Here is a 19,726-nt window from a genome sequence, read left to right on the forward strand (position 1 = left end):
TCACATTAATGGCTGTACTACTTTCAGGTTGTAAATACGAAACACCACCTGAAATGGTGGTGGGAAAATGGCAGATTGTCAAAATTACTGAAAACGGACATGAAAACACTGCACAATTTGTTAATAAGTACAACAAATTTATCATCTTCTCGGAAGACGGCACTTATACTCGCGGAGTGCTTGACAGCCTTTCCAATAAAAGCTGGATGCTTTACTCAGAAAAAAATGAGCTACTCTTATTAAATGGTAGCCCCGTACAAGGTGTAAAGCAGTGGAAAATCAAAGCTTCTGATAATCAACTGGAATTGACTGACAAACATGGTCATTTTAAAATCCTGCTGAACAGAATTGAAAACCTGCCGGAAATATCCATTAGAACTGAGAAGGATCTTATAGGAAAATGGATTGTGGATAAAGTAACTATCAACGGATATAACAACACAAAGGAGTATGCTTTTCCGGAAAGATGGATTCTACTGTCCAAGAATGGAAAGTTTTACAACGGAGGTAAAGATAACAATCAAAATACAGGTTACTGGCAGTTAGACGAAAACCTGACCGCTATTAACTTCTTTAACAATAAAGAGACAGCGGAAACATTTATTTCATTTTATATAGATGATGACAGAATTTGGTATGAAAAGAAAGATGATGATAGAAATAAGCCTTCTGTAAGAATCTATTTTAAGAAAGAAATGTAGCGGCCTCAAGATTCTTAATTTATAAATGTTTTTATTGATAGCAGATACTTTTTCACTTGAGTTGAAAGCGTTTTAAGTAATTCTTCTTTATCAGATGAATAATTATTATAAATTCTATCTCTTGTATTCAATTCCAGTATAGTTTCCACGGGACATCTGTCAATATAAAAGTCACCTTGGGTTTTTATCTTTTTCATTACGCAGTTATCCAAATAAATGATAAATTTGTTGTTCGCTTTTTTTAAGCAGAATACTTCTTTGGATACGATATGCAGCTTACCAAACTTGAAATTAAGGGATTTAAAAGTTTTGGTGATCGGATGGTCATCAATTTTGATAAAGGTATTACCGGTGTTGTAGGCCCTAATGGATGTGGTAAATCCAATGTTGTTGATTCAATTCGTTGGGTATTGGGCGAGCAAAAATCAAGGATGCTCCGTTCCGATAAAATGGAGAATATCATATTTAACGGGACCAAAAAGCGTAAACAGAGCAATCTGGCGGAAGTATCCCTTACTTTTAACAATACCAAAAATTTACTCCCTACAGAATATTCAAACGTTACAATTACCAGAAGGTATTACCGTACCGGAGAAAGTGAATATTTGTTAAATGGTGTCACCTGCAGGTTAAAAGACATCACCAACCTTTTTATGGATACCGGTATTAGCTCCAACAGCTATGCCATCATTGAATTAAAAATGGTGGATGATATCTTAACTGATAAGGATAACTCAAGAAGGGGATTATTTGAAGAAGCTGCAGGGATAAGTAAGTTTAAAATAAGGAAGAAAGAAACGCTTAAAAAGCTTGAGGATACAGATACTGATCTGGAGCGGGTGGAAGATCTTTTATTTGAGATTGAGAAGAACCTGAAATCTTTAGAAAAGCAAGCAAAGCAGGCGGAAAGGTATTATGAGCATAAGGCATCATACAAAGAAAAAAGTGTGCAACTGGCCAAGCAAACCGTTGCCGAAAAAAGAGATGTTTTCCTTAAGTTAACAAAGCAACTGGAAGCTGAAAATGATAAAAAGATAAGTCTTAACAGGCAGTCAGCCGAGCAGGAAGCCACATTAGAGAAGGCAAAAGCGGACTTACTACAACAGGAAAAGTTACTGGCTTCCAGGCAGAAAGCTTTGAATGAACATGTCAATAAAATACGCCAGTACGAAAGCGAAAAAAAGATAAAAAATGAACGCTTACGCTTTCTGCAAGATAAAAGTGACAGCCTGAAGCAACAGATTGATCAGGACAAACAAAGTAATGAACGGGCTGCATTCAGCATTAAAAGCTTAAGCCAGGAAAAAGAATCAGCAGAAAAGATTTTTTTCGAGACTGAGCAAAGAGTTCAAACGCTACAGGCTGAGTATGAAGCACAAAAAGCAAAGACTGCAGCCATCCGAGAAGAGGTAAATACACTTAACAGGCAGCAGAAAAGCCTGCAGGATGAAGTATACCAGCTGAATAAATCTGTAGAGATCAAAGAAATTCAGCTTTCTTCAGTGAAGCAAGAACTGGAAAGAAGTACCAGCGACAGCTCAGAACAAAGCGCCAGTGTAGCAGAATTCGATTCTAAAATAAATAGTCTCTCCACTCTTTTAGCGGAGAAAAATGAATACCTTCAAAACCTAAAGAATAAGGAAAACCACCTTAACCAGCAGCTTGAGGAAGGTAAACATACCATTGAGTTAATTAAGGAAGAACTTACCCAGTCATCCAGAAAGCTGGATGCGAGAGAGAACGAGTATAACCTCACGAAATCTTTAGTAGATAACCTTGAAGGTTTTCCTGAAGCCATCAAATTTTTAAAGAAAAGCTCCAAATGGGGAAAGAATGCTCCCCTCCTATCCGATGTATTAACCTGTTCGGAAGATTACAGGATCACCATAGAAAACTTTCTGGAGCCTTATATGAACTACTATATTGTAGAAACAGAAGCACAGGCCTATGAAGCGGTAAACCTATTGAGTGATGCCAGTAAAGGAAAGGCTCACTTCTTCATTCTGGATAGTTTCGAAAATTTCCAGCCTTCCGACACAAAACTGTATGACAATGCTGTGGCAGCCACTGAAATTGTGGAGTTTGATGCTAAATACAAAAGGTTGATTGCCTATATTCTGGATAATGTATATGTGGTAAAAGGCGATTATAACAAGATGCCTCAGGACAGGGAAAGCACTTTTATCACAGAAAGTGGAAAGGTGACGAAGCGTAAGTTTAGCATGTCCGGTGGTTCAGTAGGGCTTTTTGAAGGAAAGAGAATTGGTAGGGCTAAAAATCTGGAAAAGCTTCAGGAAGAAATTAAGCAGCTCAACAAAAAAATTACAGGAATTAAGGAGAGTCTGGAAACAAGGCAAAAAGACCTCGAAAACCTAAAACAGCATAGCTACAGGGAAAATATCGAGTTACTGCAAGCGGAAATTAATGAAGTAAATTCCGAATATGTATCTGTTAAAACAAAACAGGAGCAGTTTGCTCAAATGTTAAGCACGGCCGCTAATAAAAGAGAAGGGCTGGAGGAGCAACAGGAAAGACTTACCGAAGAAATAGAGGTGATAAAGCCTGAAGCGCAGGAAAAAACTGATCGTCTGAAAGATATTGAGCAGCGACTTAACCTCATTAGTGAAGACCTCAGCATCCAGGATGACTTGTTAAGCCAGAAGTCTTCTGCTTACAACCAGGAGAATATTGAATTTCACCAGCAGCAAAACCGGGTGAATAGTCTGGAGCAGGAAATTGGTTATAAACAAAATGCTTTTGAAAGTAGCAGCGAAAGGTTAGAGAAAAACACGGTACAGCTAAAGCAAAACGATGAAGACATTAAGCACCTTTTAGATACTGCCGAAAACAATGATGATGAGCTTCTCGGGATGTATGAAGAAAAGGAATCCATAGAGCTGGGTGTAAACGAGGTGGAAAAAGCGTATTACTCAGCCAGAGGGGAAATTGATGAAATAGAAAAGCAAACCAGGCAAATTCAACGCAATAAAGAGCAGGTTGATACGCTATTGATGGAAATGCAAAATAATCTCAATGAGACCAAGCTGCAACTTAATAGTGTGAAAGAAAGGCTATCGGTAGAGTTTGATATCGATTTGGATAAAATAATGGCCGAACAGGATGAAGAGAGTGAGACGAATGCGCCAGATACCGAAGAATTAAGGCAAGAGGTTTCCCGCCTGAAGGAAAAGATGGAGCGCATGGGGCCAATAAACCCTATGGCCATGGAAGCCTACGAGGAAATTAAGGAAAGAAACGATTTCATTATCTCGCAGCGTGAGGATCTGAGAAATGCCAAGGAGTCTTTATTGAATACGATAAGTGAGATTGATGAGGTAGCGCGTATTAACTTCATTGAAGCCTACGAGAAAATAAAAGAAAACTTCATGAAGGTTTTCAGGGCTCTGTTTACAGAAGAGGATGAGTGTGATCTTCAGCTTTCCGATCCGGACAATCCGCTGGAATCCAAAATTGAAATTATGGCTAAGCCAAAAGGTAAAAGGCCATTAACTATTAATCAGCTATCAGGAGGAGAAAAAACATTAACAGCTATTTCGCTACTTTTTGCAATTTACCTGCTGAAGCCGGCTCCTTTCTGTATTTTTGATGAGGTAGATGCTCCTTTGGATGATGCCAACATTGACAAATTCAATAATATCATCAGAGAGTTTTCTAATGAGTCGCAATTTATAGTGGTAACACATAATAAGCGTACTATGTCCAGTACAGATATTATTTATGGTGTTACCATGATAGAACAAGGAGTTTCACGCGTAGTGCCTGTAGATTTAAGGGATTTAGCAGATGCCGTGGAATAATATTCACCAGAGCTGCACTTTTTCTCCAAAGGAGGTTCAGGTTTTACTTAACTCTTCTTATTAATTCCGTATTTAGCAGACACTTTGGGAGATTTAAAATTATAATAAAATAGCACTTATTCATCTTTTATCTCTCAATGTCGTAATTATAGCTTCCAAACAAACTGATGCGATAAAAGTTTTAATGGTAAATAAGCCATTTTTAACCAAACTGCCAGCCACAATGTCTGAAACCGAAAAAAAGTCCAGAAAAGTAGAAGATGCTATAGAAAAGCCGAAGTCAGCCCACGAAATTTTCATGGAGCAGGTAGAAAAAGGTGAATTAGAGCACAAGAGGCCCTCAAGAGGTTTATTTATGTCGGCTATAGCAGGAGGAATGGAAGTTGGCTTTACTTTGCTGTTGGTGGGAATTGTACACACCTTGTTCTATGAGGAGATTTCAAAATCATATTTGGAAGTATTGTTGGCCATGGCTTATCCTATCGGTTTTATTTTTGTAATAATAGGTCGCTCAGAGCTTTTTACAGAGCATACCAACCTGGCTTTTGTTCCTGTTTTAAATAAATCAGCTACTTTTTCTAGTTTAGGGCGCGTTTGGACATTGGTATTTGTAGGCAACCTGGTGGGTGGATACCTTGTCTCTTTGATTCTATCTCTTCTGGGACCGGCTATGGACATTATTTCTTATGATACCTTCTATAAATTAGCCCATAAGCTGGTAGATTATAGTTTTGATATCATTCTGATTAGCAGCATTGTAGCTGGCTGGTTAATGGGTTTAGTTTCGTGGCTGGTGAGCTCATCGCAGGAAACCATCAGCAGGATTGTTGTAATAGTTATAGTTACTTTCTTAATTGGCATCGGTGGACTTCACCATTCTATAGTAGGTTCCATTGAAGTATTTGCCGGTCTTTTAGTCACTGACATAACTTTTGCGCAATATGGCCACTTTCAATTATGGTCTACAATAGGCAACCTGATTGGCGGAGTTTTATTTGTTTCTGTACTTAAATTCAGCACGGTAAAGCCTGATAAAAAGGGTTAAGAACCAACAGCGCACTCGAAAATGCTCTTAAACACATAGATATATATGTAAATAAATCTTATTTTAGTTATATTTCCTGCCTCGTTCAATCATCTTCACTTATTTAAGCTAATTACCTATTTTATTAAAAGAAATTAAGATAATACACTTCAGAGGAATTAAAATATATTCACTTCTAACCATTCATCTCAAAATAGGGATATTAAAACAAAATTGAACAAACTTGCGCAACCATCAATCCTCAAAACCAGTAAACTAAAAAAATAAGATTATTACTATTTTTTTCATTCTCTTCATGACCATTTTTTTTTAATTGTTGAAGAGTATTTTTTAACAAAAGCAGGATGCCTGTCAATAATTGACAGAGCAAATAATGCACTTTTTAATAATGGAAACTACCACACTAATACCCGATCGATTACAAGTTTTTAAAGAATTTGAGAACTTTATTGTAGCACAGGATCATCCTTGTCTGATGGCGCAATCTGTATTTAAAATGGGAGAAGTTGAACTTCATACCTATGAAAAATTAGGAGATAAAGTAACAACTACCCTCATTCTGGAAGACTTAGGCAATTACATTAAGGATTATAACTTTAAAGACAATAACTTCCAAACTTTCATAGCCTCTTTCCCTAATGAAGCTTATCCTTCAGAAGAATTTTTTGAGCAGGCTTTATGGGAGCAGTTGCAGCTTTTACACAATCAGGATACAGAAAGTTGGGATAAAACTGTGAGCAACAATCCGGAAGATAAAAACTTTAGCTTCAGCATATTAGGAAAGGCTTTCTATATTGTAGGTATGCATCCTGAAAGCTCAAGATATGCCAGAAGAAGCCCCTACCCAACTATTATATTTAACCTCCACTGGCAATTTGAAAAGTTGCGCGACATGAAAGCTTATGAAAATGTGAGGGATAAAATAAGGGAAAGAGATAAAGCACTGCAAGGGCACATTAACCCTGTACTGGAAGATTTTGGAAAAAGCAGTGAAGCACTTCAATACAGCGGTCGCAATGTTAATAAAGAATGGAAATGCCCTTTTCATGCTAAAAATAAGGAGTGATGAAAAGCGTAGACCAACACACTAAAACCAAAAAAGAACTGATATTTGATTTCATTCAGGCAAACCCGATCGCAAATATTATTGTAAGCGGAAATGACTTCTTAACCACCACTGTACCTATTTTAACTAAAGGTACAGCTGATGAATTTGTGCTTTACGGACATATGGCTAAGCATAATGCGCAGTATAAATACCTGGAAAACAAGAAAAGAGCTTTGATCATTTTCCAGGAAAAAGATTTATGTACTTCGGCATTGGATACTCCTGAGGCACAGTCTGAAACAGAATTTTCCGCTGTGCACATTAATGGGGAATTAAAGCTCCAGACAGAGGAAGAGTTGAGGAGTAGCCTGGAAAAAACGTTCGAGCGCCTCAGGCTATTTTATGGTAAAGAAAATACCTGTACCGAAAAAATAAACACCATCATTGAACGACAAATGCATCTTATAACCGGATTTTGGTGTTACCCAAACCTTACAAGTCCGGTTTCAAGACTTGTACAATAATCTTAAGAAAAGAAGTAGTATGTTTCAATCTGAAAAATATAAAAAGAGCGATAGAGATTTCACTTTTAATTTCATCAAAACACATCCTTTTGCCACATTTGTTACCTCAGAGAAAGACTTAATAGCTACTCACATCCCTATTTTGCTAAAGGAAGATGCAGAGGAATTTACTCTCTACGGACATATAGCCAACCAGAATGAGCAACTGAAGGATTTGAAAAATGGGGTAAAAGCTTTACTTATTTTTAAAGGGCCGGACAGTTACGTCTCTTCCTCCTGGTACCAGGAGAAGAATATAAGCACCTGGGATTATACTGCACTGCACATCAACTGCAGCTTAAAAGTGCAGACAAGTGACGAATTGGTAGAAAGCCTTAAGCGATTGGTATATCATTTTGAGAAAGATCGCCACGACCCACTACTTTATCATGAGCTGCCCAAAGAAATGCTTGAAGATCATCTTAAGCGGATTACAGGTTTTTGGCTGTATCCGGAACGAATACAAGGGATTGCAAAACTTCACCAGGGTTTTAAAAAAGAAGACATTTATAACATTACAAAGGAGCTGGAAAAAGAGGAAAACTACCAGGCTTCCGAAATAAGCAAACAATTGAAAGAAATTCATGGCACAGATCATTGAAAAACAAAGTGGAGTAGCCTTCCAAATCCAAAAAGGCCAAAAATTAAAAGTAATTGACCCAAAAGGTGGACAAGTAAGTGACATGGTGCTTTTTAATGCGCATGACAGACGCGAGAAAATTTCCAGTGGTAAAACGATGGATTTTGAAGAAAGCATTTTGATAACAGAAGGGAACTACCTCTGGAGCAACCGAAGCAACAAAATGATGCATGTTCTGGAAGACACCAATGGCAGAAATGATTTTCTGCTGGCTCCCTGCAGCCCTGCTACCTTCAAAATTATGTATGATGTGGACGGTTACCATCCCAGTTGCTTTGAGAACCTGCGCACTCACCTTACAAAATTCAATATTGATGCGGATGACATTCCTACTGCTTTCAACATTTTTATGAATGTGCAATTTGATGCCGAAGGCAAGCTAAGTGTAGAGCCTCCTTTGAGTAAAGCAGGGGATTATGTACTATTCGAAGCCCAGATGGATTTAATTGTGGGGCTAACTGCCTGCTCCGCTGAAGACAGCAATGGTGGTACTTTTAAGCCTATCCACTATGAGGTGATGGATTAGATATTACTTAAATAGAAGATATAAATAAAGTGTAAGCAGTTTCTACCTACTAAATAGACTGTAAATTATTCAAAGTGGTTGATTTGAAAATCTGCAAATAAAGCTAACACTAGCAAAAATAAGTTTTATTCTCGACAGTGATTTCGTTTTCTAAATAGAAGCTTCTTAATCACTTTTATTTAACTTCAAAAAACTAGTTTCAGATTTTAAATTCACATGCAATGTACATATTGCATGTGAATTCAACCTTATGGATACTATTCCATTATATCTGGTATTCCATTGCCATCACGGTCAGGATCTGATCCATTACACAATCCATCTCCATCATCATCATCAGTCTCTGAAGGAGATTCATTTAAATCAATAATTCCATTACAAGGTGAGCTACTTCCAGAATATTCTAAACAATAATTCACAGATGACATAGTAGTTTCTAAAAGATTATAATCACTCTTGATATCTACTACTCCATTTTTATAAACACCGTAAATTTTAACTTTTACTGTATTTAGTACCCCAACTGGAGTATCAAATACTGCAACATTGTTTGATTTCGTTTGTAAAGCAGGTATTTTAAGTAATTTTGCCTCAACAATATTATTATTACTTATTATTCCCACATAAACATGTCTATCATAAACGGTATGTTTTGTTCCCGATGAAGCATATAATGTGTAAGACTTGGCATCTCTAGCACAGTTACTCTCTATTACCAAGGCAGATAAAAGATGAGGTTTTTCGGGAAATGGATAGATGGGCCCATCGAGTACTTGAAGCTCACTTGTAGGAGCAATGTTAAAATCATCTTCGCTTTGACACCCTGAAGATAGAATGATAACTAATAACAATAATCTCAAAATATTAGACATTATGTAATAAGGTTTTAGTTTTAATATTGTCTAATATACCATTTTACAATTAAAACAAGAACATAAATTTATTTTAATTCACTTATTGCACATAATAAATTATGTCTACATATCTAACTAAACTCAATATTGATGCGGATGACATTCCTACTGCTTTCAACATTTTTATGAATGTGCAATTTGATGCCGAAGGCAAGCTAAGTGTAGAGCCTCCTTTGAGTAAAGCAGGGGATTATGTACTATTCGAAGCCCAGATGGATTTAATTGTGGGGCTAACTGCCTGCTCCGCTGAAGACAGCAATGGTGGTACTTTTAAGTCTATACACTATGAGGTGATGGCGTAATTCAAAATTTGCATTACATAGGGTGCTCATGATAAATCCTGCACTGTTCGATAACCAAATAATATCCCGATCGTTCGGGAAAAAGTCTTGCTAAAACCGGGCGGGCTGGTCGACAAAAAGGCAGGGAGCGCGTTGAATTGTAGCGTGGAATTTCGCCAGCTGGCGGATCTTGATTTTCCCCAAAGGGATGCCTTTGGCATTGTATCTTTTTGATCAAGTCATCGCAGTTATTGGAACTGAACTTCAAATGAGATAACTTGCCGCTGGTCAGCGATTGTCGACTTCCAGCTTTTTGAACTCATCCCGAACCCCGCCAGCTGGCGGGGCCCACCCTTCTCTTTTATGAAGAGAAGGGAATATTTGCAGCGGTCATTGTTATGTAACAATAGTAAGTTTAATGAATAATATCGATTTTTACGAGATTTCTCCCCTCTCTCCTCAAGAGAGAGGGGACAGATTTGTCAAAGACGAATCAGGAGCCTGCCAGCCCTTTGGCTGGGTGAGTTCTGCAAAGGTGGCTTCGCAACTATCCGTTTAAGCTACTTATATAGTAGCAAAAAGATAAAGAATAAAATTTTGTTTAAAATACCTTAAAGTGTAATTGAAACCTCAATATTTAGTAAAACCTCTCTTTTTTTGAGGTTTTACACTTAGTTTTAAAGTTTAAGAAACACTTATTAAGGTCAGTATATCTGGTTTTTGAGTTCAATTTCATTTTACATGAGTAGCCTATAGTAAATATTAATGAGATCACGGATAATTTTCTTTTTTTGAAAAATGTAAAAAGAAAATTTCCGAGATGACGTCATTATATAACGTTACGTCAATTTTTAATAAAACGAACTCAATTTACTGTGGATGTTTGACTCACATGGGCTGCTTTTACAATGTGATTTTCGGTAACTCGATGTTTTGAGCAAATATTTGGATTACCTGCATATAAAAAGCCACTGAATTTATATATCCAGTGGCTTTTATTGAATTATTTAATCATTCATTTATGGATCACTTAATTTGACAGGGTGATAGCTTTTACGTTAACAAACTCTTTCATCCCGAAACCACCATGCTCACGGCCGTAACCGGAATTTTTCACTCCACCAAAAGGCATACCAGGATTGGCCAATCCATAGGAATTGATATGTACCATACCTGTATCAAAGTGCTTGCTTGCCAATTCGAGTGCGCGGTCTTCATCTCTTGAGAAAATGGCACCACCCAAACCAAATTTACTATCATTGGCAATGCGCATAGCATCTTCATCATCCTTTGCTTTAATTAAGGAAGCTACAGGTCCAAAAAGTTCTTCTTCATAAGCTGCTTGGCCGGGCTTTACATTGCCTAGCACCGTAGCCGGATAATAATAGCCTTCCCTATCAGGAATTTTACCTCCACACAATATTTCAGCACCATTTTTTACACTTTGCTCCACTTGTTCGTGTAGCTCATCCCTCAAGTCTTTACGAGCCATTGGACCTAAGTCGTTGCTGTCATCTTTAGGATCACCATATTTCAAGCCAGCCATTGTTTTGACAAAACCTTCTTTAAATGTGTCATATAACTTATCTGTCACGATAAATCTTTTGGCCGCCACACAAGTTTCTCCATTATTAAACACGCGTCCTTTCACACACATTTTCACTGCCAGCTCTACATCAGCATCTTCCAATACAACGTAAGCATCATTGGCTCCCAATTCCAGCACGGTTTTTTTAAGATGCTTTCCAGCCATCTTAGCTATTTTGCTACCTGCTCCGGGACTTCCCGTGAGGGTAACGCCTCTTACGAGCTTATGCTCAATGACCGCATTGGACTGATCATGGCTGATGATCAATACAGTAAAGAGATCCTTTGGCAAACCTGCTGCTTCAAAAATTTCCCGGATCAATAAAGCACTGCCGGTAACTGAACTGGAATGTTTCAATAGCACGCTATTACCAGCCATTAGGTTAGCAATGGCGTAGCGAACTACTTGGTAAGTAGGGAAATTCCATGGTTGAATACCGTAAATCACACCTATTGGAGAGTAGGTGATTATCCCTTTACCCCCATCAGGCAACTCACGCTCTTCATCCTTCAAATTATCAGGGCCGTTAGCGGCAGTATACTCGCAAATACCAGCACACAATTCCACTTCCTGCTTGCCATGCTTAAGCATTTTACCCATCTCCTCGGTCATCATCTTGGCCAGGTCATCAGTTCTCTCAGTCAATTGCTTGCCGATAGCTTTAATTACCTCTGCTCGTTCTTTTGGAGTTTTTTCCTTCCACCGTAGAAATGCTTTATGGCAATTTTCTATAGCTGCATTCATTTCCTGATCAGTCATTGAAGTATAAGTATTGAGTTGTTCTTCCGTGGCTGGGTTGATGGTCTCTAGTTTATTTTCTTTCTCTGCTATTTCACTCATGGTAGTTCTTTTTTAGTTATTTAAAAGAACGAGAGCAAATATGCTTTGTTGGCGTATTTCACTTAAACATCTGGCAGCAAAAATGGTTATGGGGCCCATCCGGGACTCATTTGCAATTCAACTTTTTAACTTACTTCTTTTCATAAGTGGATCACAAAAAGCGCTATGCAAATGGTTAACAAGTTTATATTTACCAGCACTGCAATTAGCTGCTTATCTATGATTTGTATTGGAATTAAAAGGAATGATCTTTCGGTTGAGCACTTAGCCAACATAATAATACGAAAAAGCACCGCTTCTATAGCAAATAGCACAAAAAGCAGCATGGCTTATAATGTTATAGAAAGATAGCCAAGCAGTTGATAGTAGTGTCTTGAACTAATGATAGAACAAACCCACCCTTTATGGCTGGCTTTCTTATGGCTTTTCATAGCATACAGTGTTGTAAGCCGTTTTATTCGTGTCTGGTTCCGTTAATCTGACTTAAAAATTGATTATAGTATAATCCTAGTAAATCTTTTTCTGAATTAGTAATCATACTGTTATGAGCAACTAAATTTCGACACCTTGACAATTCATTTATTTTAGAAGTAACAAATGCTTGTTCAGGAAAAAATGGTTTAAAATTCTCCCAATTATTTACAATAATATCTCCAAGTTCTTTGAAGTCTAAATAGAGTAAGTCCGAATTCCCTCTAATACACAACCATTGATTTTTTTCTTCCTCTTCTTTTCTCTGCTCGATTTTTCGTTTCACAGAATTTGATATCGATAATTGATTAAAGTAATCGTCTCCATACTTATCAGTCCCAATTTGTTCTATAAAAATTCTAAGTGTATTTTCAATACAATATAAATAAGAGTACACTTCAGACATCTCCTGTCCTTTATCTTTTATGTCTTCTGGTAGTGTTTGAATTATTGCATAAGATTCATTTTTGGTTATATCCTCTAAGTCATCTTGGAGAGTTTTGTTAGCAGATATTGAATCTAAAAGTGGTCCGATTTCTATTTCCGTTATATCAAATCCTGTTTCTTTCGGCATTATCATATCACACACGCTCAACAAAATTGTTTTGTCAGAATGGTCAATTTGGTCAATAATGTCAATTGGAACATAAAAATAGATCGTGGTTTGCATTCCATTCCATCTTTTTTGAGAGAATGTTGAAGAGTCAGAAATAGTACATTTTCCAAGTTTTAATTTACTTGCTAATTCTTTTTTTTTTCAAGAACTTTTAAGACAGCCTGAAAATATGTTTTTTCATCTGGTTTTTCGTAGCTAAAATCGCTCATTACAGGTTTATTTTAAAGATGCGATATAATCAGATAATTGATTCTCAAAATAATTAATATAAGTTTCTTGAGAGTCAAATTTTAAAACGTCTTTGACGCTAAAAGTAGTTTCATCTGAGTAATTTTTTTCAGCCTTAAATGTTGCAACAGCTTGTGATGCAAATTCTGAATCAGACTTTGTATTATCAGTACTTCCAATTGTAATATATCTAATGTCTGAAGCTTTATTTGGCTCATTAACTTCAATTATTACAAGAACATTATTTGTAAACATATTTTTAGTTTCATTTTTTATCAATGGCTTACGTCTAACTAAAATGAGTATGCGCCCCAGTTGCTAGAAGCACTAATGTATCCTGTTCGCATTTTAGTTTCAAAGTGCTCAGTTCGCGTATTCATTTTTAGTGTTTGTTAGCTGAAGTTAATAATACCTATTTCGTAATCTGTTACTCCTTGAAGCCCATCGAAATCCTTGTACATCTGATATAGGAATTATTTTTCTGTCAATTCCATTGGTTTTATTCTTTTCTATTGAAGTAAAATTACCTTCCTCGATTCCGGTTAAGATACTTTTACTGGTACCATTGGTTAGTGACAAATAGAAACCATCTTGCCAGTCAACTCTATTTGCATTTGGACCAATAACTCCTGTAGTTTTTTCGTATTCAAAATAATACATGTAGTAAGTCGATATTGGAATAATGATTCCTTTTAAGTATCTAAGTTTAGAAGAGTTTGTTTCTATTTCAGAGTAGACTTCACCAAGTATTCTTAAGAGCCAATCATTATCAATGAACCTTTCCCAACCCCCACCTGATGCTCCACTTCCATCGTCATCGTTAATCATCAGAGAGATAGAGGGCTTAGATTCTTGCCCATAGCGTCCTATTCCATGTCGAAAATGGTCGGAGGGTGAAAATGAAAAGTATACTTTTTCACTAAGGAAAAGCGGCTTTATAACTTGCTTATCTCTAGCGTCAAAAGGGTTCCTTGATCCACGAAGGAATCGTGATTCTCTTGTGTTAGACATTACTCCTTCAATGATGTCTAAATATAGTTCGATGTATTTTTTCTTATCTAGTAGATCAGCAAGTCCAATTAGAATATCAATGCCTTCCGAATTTGAAATTTGGAATATTGCCAAAGTTCTTTTTATGTAAACTTCAGAGTTCTCATCTCTTAACGTACGTAAATCCCTTTTTAGAGCTTTTAAAATTTCAACTTTGTCGTTGTTATCTCTAATTAAGTTAGGAATCAATTCAATGTACTTCTTCTGTAACTCATTTGAATATGAGTTGTCATTTACAATGAAAAGGAAATCATTCATTCCTGTTTTATAATCAAGTATACTTAAAGAATGGAGAAGCTCAATTGATTTTTCTTCAAACTCATCTTTTTCAAGAGCTAATGATAGCTGAGCTTTTAAAATTCCGCCAAATTTTTCTTTACCTTCCTCTTTAAAGTATTGAAAGTTCCTAATTATAGTTTGTAAATCTCCAAAGTATTGAGTTTCTAAACTATTAATTTCAAGTTCAATAACTGACAGTTCACTTGCACTTAGTTTGAAATCACTTTTATCTATTGAAATGATACTGAGATAGTGAATTAAGGCTCCTTTACTATACTCCAGAACTTGTTTTTCTACACTTTCTGTGATATGATCTTCACTTATTACTTTCTCAATTCTCTTGTCAGCATAATCCTTCAACTTCGTTTCGATATCCCAATATGTCTTAATGCCTAAAATGCCGGTAATACCAATTAAGAATCCGGCAATCACATATAGAATACGAACTGTCTTATTGAAGAGTCCTTCTAGGTATTCTTTATGATCCTTGACTTGTTTTTCTAACCTATCTTGAAGCTCATTATAAGACTTTAGGCCTTGGATAGTTTCATTCAGGGAATCTATTTGCTTGTTTAAATCATCTTGACTCATGATTTCTAATTTCAGCTAACGTTGAGTGTAAAATGCGTTTTAATGCATTTTTACATGGTGTTATGCTTATTTTCTTTTTTTTGATGGACTACACCTCCAAATCTTGCTTCTGAAGCTAAGTATTCATCAGTCCCTATAAATATTTTCACACTTTTATCAGATTCTTTGAACACAAGTTGAAATTCTCCATCAATATATTTTAACTCGTGTTTATCTTTATAATCTAAATCGTTTCCCTTTTCATCTTTAATTAAATCAACACATTTCCGACATGCGTGTTTAGGATAACGAGGATAATATAAAACTCGCGCTTTACAGTTAGAACAAAACTGCCAATAAACATTTCTATTTAGTGAATTATCCCAGCATTGATTCATCCATTCATTTATAGCTTTATGGCTATAATAACTCAATTCATTGGCATGAATTAAATAGTTATGCCATGTAATTATATAATAATGAAGAGATGGATGAATTTTTCTAGGTTTTAGAACTTCAAACCAATTATCATTTTTAGATAAGTAGTTCCAAAACTCATTTATTAGTGCGAATTCATTGAGAATTTCAATCTGATAATTATCCCATTCTTCTATTGATTTAGGTCGAGTGGCTTTACCTAATATAAAGCGATTATTATCAAATGTTAGTTTGTAAACGTACTGTTCATTATAGTATTCTATAACCTGACTTCCTGACTCAAGACTTTGAAAATATTTATCTTTTAGGCCTTCGGGATATTCCCCTAGTTCTAATTGCTTTTTATAACTTTTAGCTCTTTCGATGCTTTCATAATAGCCATCAATTAACGTTTCTCTTTTTTCTTTCCTAAAAGAAACTCCAGTAGAAGTAGACAGCGTTTGCCCTGATTCAACATTTATCAATTCCTCCTGTATTCCGTCAGTATTTCTTTCTGGTTCATGAACTCTTGTTGTTAATAATTTGAGTTTTCCATCTTCACTATATGATTCGGTAGTTTTGTAATTGAAATATTTAGACCAATCAGTATGATTAAGAATCTGACCTGTTTTTGGGTCGATAATAAATTGCCTATTTGGGATTTGCCTGATTCCACCACCAACAATCCAATTATCTTCATTTTCGTCACTTTCACTTACTACTAAAAGTCCAGATTCGAAATCAATGAATGCCTGAGAAATTTTCCATCCTATATCTGGCACCAGCTCGAAATTACCGAACTCGGACTTTCGTTTTTTCAATATGGTACTTTTGAGAACTTTCATTTAGTTAAGCATAACGGTTTTGTATATGACAAGTAGCGTGAAAGTTAGCGGATATTTTCAGTAAAGCAACAAGCCAAAATTTTTGTATTTTGTTTTTATTTTTTCTGTTTAAAATTCCAAATCAAAAGATTTGGCGACTTCCTCAATATACCAAAATTTTTGATCTTGAAATTACTTAGCTATTTGTTATATACGGTGTTGTGCATAGTTGTTTTTTAGCCAGGTTGAATCCAATCGGCACCATCTACAACAAATATATATTGAAAATAGTCAGTTGTTGCTGTGTTTTTGTTCTTAATGTTAATACTGGGAGCGAAAGGAAGTAAACTAAAATTTAATATTCCTCTTAAAGAATGCTTATAGGGTGCTTCATCAGCATTCAGTTGAAATAGATTAATCGATTTCCTTTTCCCAGCTCTTTTGAAATCTTCAATACCCAAAATATAATTATCAAACATATTGTCGCTGGAAAAAGACAATCTTGTATATTCTGTATTATCGGCAATAAATGAGGGTAAGTAGGAGCTTAAAACCGTTATATGAGCGTTGGTATTTATAGTATTTATAGAAACCATTTTTTCTTTTATATTAGGTTGATTACTGTTTCTTAGCCTCCCTGCAAAAGTTCTTTGTAACCCTTGAAGCGTGTGGTAAAAACCAAAACAGCCGTATAGATTATTATTCGCCCAGTCATTTTGTTTATAAAAACGTTTAAAGTTTTCAAACATAAACTCGTCCCGATACTTGATATTTTTATAATTTGATAAATTATAATAGATGTTTTCAAGTAACTGGCGTTCATTAAATCCAAAATCGTGATTTGATAGTATCTTTGGAATGTTTGCCGTTCCCCATTTGATAAGTTTTTCTTCACCCTTTGGAATTTGGTATTCATAGGGTATTTTTTCATTTAAAAGATTATGTAAAAGACTAAAATCACTTATTTTATCAATGCCAAAAACCTTAAATTTCTTATTGTCAGGTAAGCTTTGATAATAATCTTTCAGTTTTCCCCATTTTCCGTTTCGATATGCTTTACTTACCTGTCCGATGAAAACACTCCAATTTTTTAAGATGGTTTCCAGATTTTGTGTTGATGAACCGTTCAGGTATTTGTTTAAATAATAGGCTTGAGCAATATCCATTTCGGCAATGTTTGCTGTGATATTCACTTTTTCGTTTAGATGTATAAACATTGCAACATCTATGATTGGGGAAGTTGCCACTTCGTGAAGTTCGCCTACCAAAAATAAATTGTTGTTATAAAATTGGTCATTAAATTTTAACACTAAAGAATCTGCTATTGGGGTTTGTTCAAGAGTGTTTTTTTCTAAGTAGCTTACATATTTATTACCAACAAAATATTCCCTAACTCTAAATCCAGTATACAATAAAAATGCAAGTATGATTAATCCTAATAGACCTTTCAGGATAAATTTTATTGTTTTTTTCATTTATTGAATTTTGGTTTTACAATTATGCACAACGATTAGTATATGAAAAGTAGGCGATTTCTAAGAACCAAACTTTCTGTTAAACACAATGTTTGATACAAGACAAAAGCCTTGATTTTACTAATATTTTGCCTGTTTTTTATATACAATGTTAAGTGTTTTTTTTAGTGATCGAAAAGTGTTTCGAACTTCCTAACGAATTCCCAAATATTGTCGCAGTTACAAATAATATAAAAACCTGAATTATCTGAAATAGCTGTGCAGTAGAGGAAATTGGTTTTATATTACTAAGTAAGAAAGCAGTAGTACATTCAAGCCAAACATCTTTAAATTGAACATAATTGATTGGGTTTTTAATCATTGATATTATTTCATTTCGGTGAATTAATTTGATTTCAATTGCCTTTTTTATTGGTTCATCAATTATATTGAACGAGCCAATTATTTCATTGGGTTTAGTTAAACGCGTGATATCAATTGTTTTTGCTTCATAGCCTTCATGACCTCTATCAACTGGTCTCGTCATATCACTTCGTTTTTTCACTTTTAAAGAAAAAACACCAACATTTATTACTGTATTGACTTGATAGTTTTCAACTTTTGAATTGAGAATACTGTCATTTTTTTGGTCTAGTAATTCTTCTAAAATACTATAATCCGAATAATGTTCTATTTCGCGTTCCAGTATTGTATTCTGATACCTCAAATACTCTTCACTGTATGAATAGTTGTTTCGATCAAAACTGAACAAAATAAAATGGAAAAAGGGGAAGACAAATGCGATTAAAAGAACAAGGATGTAAAGAATCAAAAGGTTGTTGAATTTGGATCTATATACCTTATAGAAGTATGTTATTAATCCAAAAATTACAAGGAGAAAAATTATATTCACAACAATTGAGTCAACATAATTTGTAAAAAACTGAAAAACGAATATCAAACAAAAGGACAGTAATAAGCTAAGATGGTTTTTACTTATATCAGATTGTTCTTCGTTTTGTGTTTCCTCCTTCTTCATCATAAATATTGATTCATTGCACTTAACGTTTACTGTATGTTTTCGTGGCTGAATTAAAGGTAATGAAATTTCGGTTTATCACTGAGCCAATCTGCAAGATTGATTGCTAAATTTGCCCTCCGAAGCTAGTCAATCTTGAAGATTGACGGGATTTCTACGAAGAACCAAAGCCTCGAAAACCACTAACGAGCCATGAAATATACAGAGTGTTGTACACCGTTTTACTCTTTCATTATATTAATCACATGAGCTACATAGTTTCTATGATTTTCAAATCCGTTATTCTCTGGGTTTTCCAAATCAATCATACTTCCTAATCCTGTATCAAAAATTTGCCATCCGTGTCGTTTTGCCAATTCTATCAATTCGAATAGTCCATTCTCCCCATACAAACTCAACATTTTATTACTTACGAGTTCATCATCAGCAAAGAATTCAATAGAAAAGTCTTTTCCGTTTATTTCTCGGTGGTTATCATCTATGATAATGTCATTGAATGATTTTTCGAGGATACCTGTGAAGTCAATTGGTTCAAGTTTGTGCTCGTCAAGTTCTTCAATTGAATCTATTGTTTCCTTGGAGTTAAATAGTACAATATCCCAGCTCATATTTTTAAAAGTTTTCGGTGTTTGATATTTAAGCGTTCAGAATATTCAGAGTCAATTTTGCCTATAAGATCTTCCTAAATTTTAAAAAGTTGAATTCTGAAATCTTCATTTTCATTCCTGTTCTCTAATTCTAGTCAAGTTGCGATTTCAAAAGTTACTGCGTCAAATACCCAAAAAAGGAATTCCTTCTCATCAACGGTTTGGCG

At 35.3% G+C, this 19,726-nt stretch carries 17 protein-coding genes and 1 pseudogene; 8 read left to right on the plus strand and 10 right to left on the minus strand.

From position 1 onward, the window contains the following. The first annotated feature begins 8 nt into the window (after positions 1 to 8). The 7 genes from IEV85_RS03215 (at position 9) to IEV85_RS03245 (ending at position 8,341) form a co-directional block, all read left to right on the plus strand. A complete protein-coding gene (locus IEV85_RS03215) occupies positions 9 to 701 on the plus strand; it encodes a transthyretin-like family protein (protein ID WP_229712485.1) in 693 nt (230 codons plus the stop codon). Positions 702 to 970: 269 nt separating this feature from the next. Beyond that, the gene (smc, locus tag IEV85_RS03220; protein ID WP_188460362.1) at positions 971 to 4,519 is read left to right on the plus strand and encodes a chromosome segregation protein SMC; all 3,549 of its coding nucleotides are present in this window, start codon (positions 971 to 973) and stop codon (positions 4,517 to 4,519) included. A gap of 223 nt (positions 4,520 to 4,742) precedes the next feature. Next, positions 4,743 to 5,564, plus strand: coding sequence for a formate/nitrite transporter family protein (locus IEV85_RS03225; RefSeq protein ID WP_188460363.1), 822 nt, complete (start codon positions 4,743 to 4,745; stop codon positions 5,562 to 5,564). A 388-nt stretch (positions 5,565 to 5,952) separates the two neighbouring features. Then, a complete protein-coding gene (gene gntA / locus IEV85_RS03230) occupies positions 5,953 to 6,630 on the plus strand; it encodes a guanitoxin biosynthesis heme-dependent pre-guanitoxin N-hydroxylase GntA (RefSeq protein WP_229712486.1) in 678 nt (225 codons plus the stop codon). Continuing rightward, positions 6,630 to 7,136: an FMN-binding negative transcriptional regulator gene (locus IEV85_RS03235; RefSeq protein ID WP_188460365.1), complete on the plus strand. Its 507-nt coding sequence runs from the start codon at positions 6,630 to 6,632 to the stop codon at positions 7,134 to 7,136. Before gntA ends, IEV85_RS03235 begins: the two co-directional genes overlap by 1 nt. Positions 7,137 to 7,155: 19 nt before the next feature. After that, entirely contained in the window at positions 7,156 to 7,776 is a 621-nt protein-coding gene (locus IEV85_RS03240) for an FMN-binding negative transcriptional regulator (RefSeq protein ID WP_188460366.1), read from the plus strand. Then, entirely contained in the window at positions 7,760 to 8,341 is a 582-nt protein-coding gene (locus IEV85_RS03245; RefSeq protein ID WP_188460367.1) for a DUF1989 domain-containing protein, read from the plus strand. The genes IEV85_RS03240 and IEV85_RS03245 overlap by 17 nt, the downstream gene beginning before the upstream one ends. A 257-nt stretch (positions 8,342 to 8,598) precedes the next feature. Here the strand turns inward: IEV85_RS03245 and IEV85_RS03250 are convergent, their stop codons facing one another. After that, positions 8,599 to 9,213, minus strand: coding sequence for a hypothetical protein (locus IEV85_RS03250; protein ID WP_188460368.1), 615 nt, complete (start codon positions 9,211 to 9,213; stop codon positions 8,599 to 8,601). Between the two features lie 101 nt (positions 9,214 to 9,314). On the opposite strand from IEV85_RS03250, the gene IEV85_RS03255 reads away from it, so the two are divergent. After that, entirely contained in the window at positions 9,315 to 9,557 is a 243-nt protein-coding gene (locus IEV85_RS03255; protein WP_229712487.1) for a DUF1989 domain-containing protein, read from the plus strand. A 1,009-nt stretch (positions 9,558 to 10,566) separates the two neighbouring features. Here the strand turns inward: IEV85_RS03255 and IEV85_RS03260 are convergent. From IEV85_RS03260 to IEV85_RS25300, 9 genes and pseudogenes are all read right to left on the minus strand, one after another. Next, positions 10,567 to 11,964 (minus strand): NAD-dependent succinate-semialdehyde dehydrogenase, encoded by a 1,398-nt coding sequence (locus IEV85_RS03260; protein ID WP_188460369.1) that lies wholly within the window; start codon positions 11,962 to 11,964, stop codon positions 10,567 to 10,569. A gap of 454 nt (positions 11,965 to 12,418) precedes the next feature. Continuing rightward, a complete protein-coding gene (locus tag IEV85_RS03265) occupies positions 12,419 to 13,105 on the minus strand; it encodes a Swt1 family HEPN domain-containing protein (RefSeq protein WP_188460370.1) in 687 nt (228 codons plus the stop codon). A 162-nt stretch (positions 13,106 to 13,267) separates the two neighbouring features. Then, a complete protein-coding gene (locus IEV85_RS03270; protein WP_229712488.1) occupies positions 13,268 to 13,534 on the minus strand; it encodes a hypothetical protein in 267 nt (88 codons plus the stop codon). A gap of 147 nt (positions 13,535 to 13,681) precedes the next feature. After that, complete coding sequence (locus IEV85_RS03275; protein WP_188460372.1) at positions 13,682 to 15,199, minus strand: hypothetical protein; 1,518 nt, start codon at positions 15,197 to 15,199, stop codon at positions 13,682 to 13,684. 50 nt (positions 15,200 to 15,249) lie between these two features. Then, a complete protein-coding gene (locus tag IEV85_RS03280) occupies positions 15,250 to 16,377 on the minus strand; it encodes a hypothetical protein (RefSeq protein WP_188460373.1) in 1,128 nt (375 codons plus the stop codon). A gap of 278 nt (positions 16,378 to 16,655) precedes the next feature. Next, complete coding sequence (locus IEV85_RS03285) at positions 16,656 to 17,894, minus strand: hypothetical protein (RefSeq protein ID WP_188460374.1); 1,239 nt, start codon at positions 17,892 to 17,894, stop codon at positions 16,656 to 16,658. 151 nt (positions 17,895 to 18,045) lie between these two features. Beyond that, positions 18,046 to 18,600, minus strand: a complete 555-nt coding sequence (locus tag IEV85_RS03290) for a hypothetical protein (protein ID WP_188460375.1) — start codon at positions 18,598 to 18,600, stop codon at positions 18,046 to 18,048. 533 nt (positions 18,601 to 19,133) lie between these two features. After that, positions 19,134 to 19,520 carry a hypothetical protein gene (locus IEV85_RS03295; protein WP_188460376.1) on the minus strand — a complete coding sequence of 129 codons (387 nt, stop codon included), beginning with the start codon at positions 19,518 to 19,520 and terminating at the stop codon, positions 19,134 to 19,136. 134 nt (positions 19,521 to 19,654) lie between these two features. Continuing rightward, positions 19,655 to 19,726 (minus strand): annotated as a pseudogene (locus IEV85_RS25300) (hypothetical protein); the annotation flags it as partial.

It is taken from the genome of Marivirga lumbricoides (assembly GCF_014636295.1).
In the GTDB taxonomy this organism is placed as follows: domain Bacteria; phylum Bacteroidota; class Bacteroidia; order Cytophagales; family Cyclobacteriaceae; genus Marivirga; species Marivirga lumbricoides.

What these genes read in the sequence shown, in the direction of transcription:
- IEV85_RS03260 (WP_188460369.1), bottom strand. Translation starts at nt 11,964, where the DNA reads ATGAGTGAAATAGCAGAGAAAGAAAATAAACTAGAGACCATCAACCCA.
- IEV85_RS03255 (WP_229712487.1), top strand. Translation starts at nt 9,315, where the DNA reads ATGTCTACATATCTAACTAAACTCAATATTGATGCGGATGACATTCCT.
- smc (WP_188460362.1), top strand. Translation starts at nt 971, where the DNA reads ATGCAGCTTACCAAACTTGAAATTAAGGGATTTAAAAGTTTTGGTGAT.
- IEV85_RS03265 (WP_188460370.1), bottom strand. Translation starts at nt 13,105, where the DNA reads ATGCAAACCACGATCTATTTTTATGTTCCAATTGACATTATTGACCAA.
- IEV85_RS03240 (WP_188460366.1), top strand. Translation starts at nt 7,156, where the DNA reads ATGTTTCAATCTGAAAAATATAAAAAGAGCGATAGAGATTTCACTTTT.
- IEV85_RS03275 (WP_188460372.1), bottom strand. Translation starts at nt 15,199, where the DNA reads ATGAGTCAAGATGATTTAAACAAGCAAATAGATTCCCTGAATGAAACT.
- IEV85_RS03270 (WP_229712488.1), bottom strand. Translation starts at nt 13,534, where the DNA reads ATGTTTACAAATAATGTTCTTGTAATAATTGAAGTTAATGAGCCAAAT.
- IEV85_RS03245 (WP_188460367.1), top strand. Translation starts at nt 7,760, where the DNA reads ATGGCACAGATCATTGAAAAACAAAGTGGAGTAGCCTTCCAAATCCAA.
- IEV85_RS03295 (WP_188460376.1), bottom strand. Translation starts at nt 19,520, where the DNA reads ATGAGCTGGGATATTGTACTATTTAACTCCAAGGAAACAATAGATTCA.
- IEV85_RS03285 (WP_188460374.1), bottom strand. Translation starts at nt 17,894, where the DNA reads ATGAAAAAAACAATAAAATTTATCCTGAAAGGTCTATTAGGATTAATC.
- IEV85_RS03250 (WP_188460368.1), bottom strand. Translation starts at nt 9,213, where the DNA reads ATGTCTAATATTTTGAGATTATTGTTATTAGTTATCATTCTATCTTCA.
- gntA (WP_229712486.1), top strand. Translation starts at nt 5,953, where the DNA reads ATGGAAACTACCACACTAATACCCGATCGATTACAAGTTTTTAAAGAA.
- IEV85_RS03215 (WP_229712485.1), top strand. Translation starts at nt 9, where the DNA reads ATGGCTGTACTACTTTCAGGTTGTAAATACGAAACACCACCTGAAATG.
- IEV85_RS03235 (WP_188460365.1), top strand. Translation starts at nt 6,630, where the DNA reads ATGAAAAGCGTAGACCAACACACTAAAACCAAAAAAGAACTGATATTT.
- IEV85_RS03225 (WP_188460363.1), top strand. Translation starts at nt 4,743, where the DNA reads ATGTCTGAAACCGAAAAAAAGTCCAGAAAAGTAGAAGATGCTATAGAA.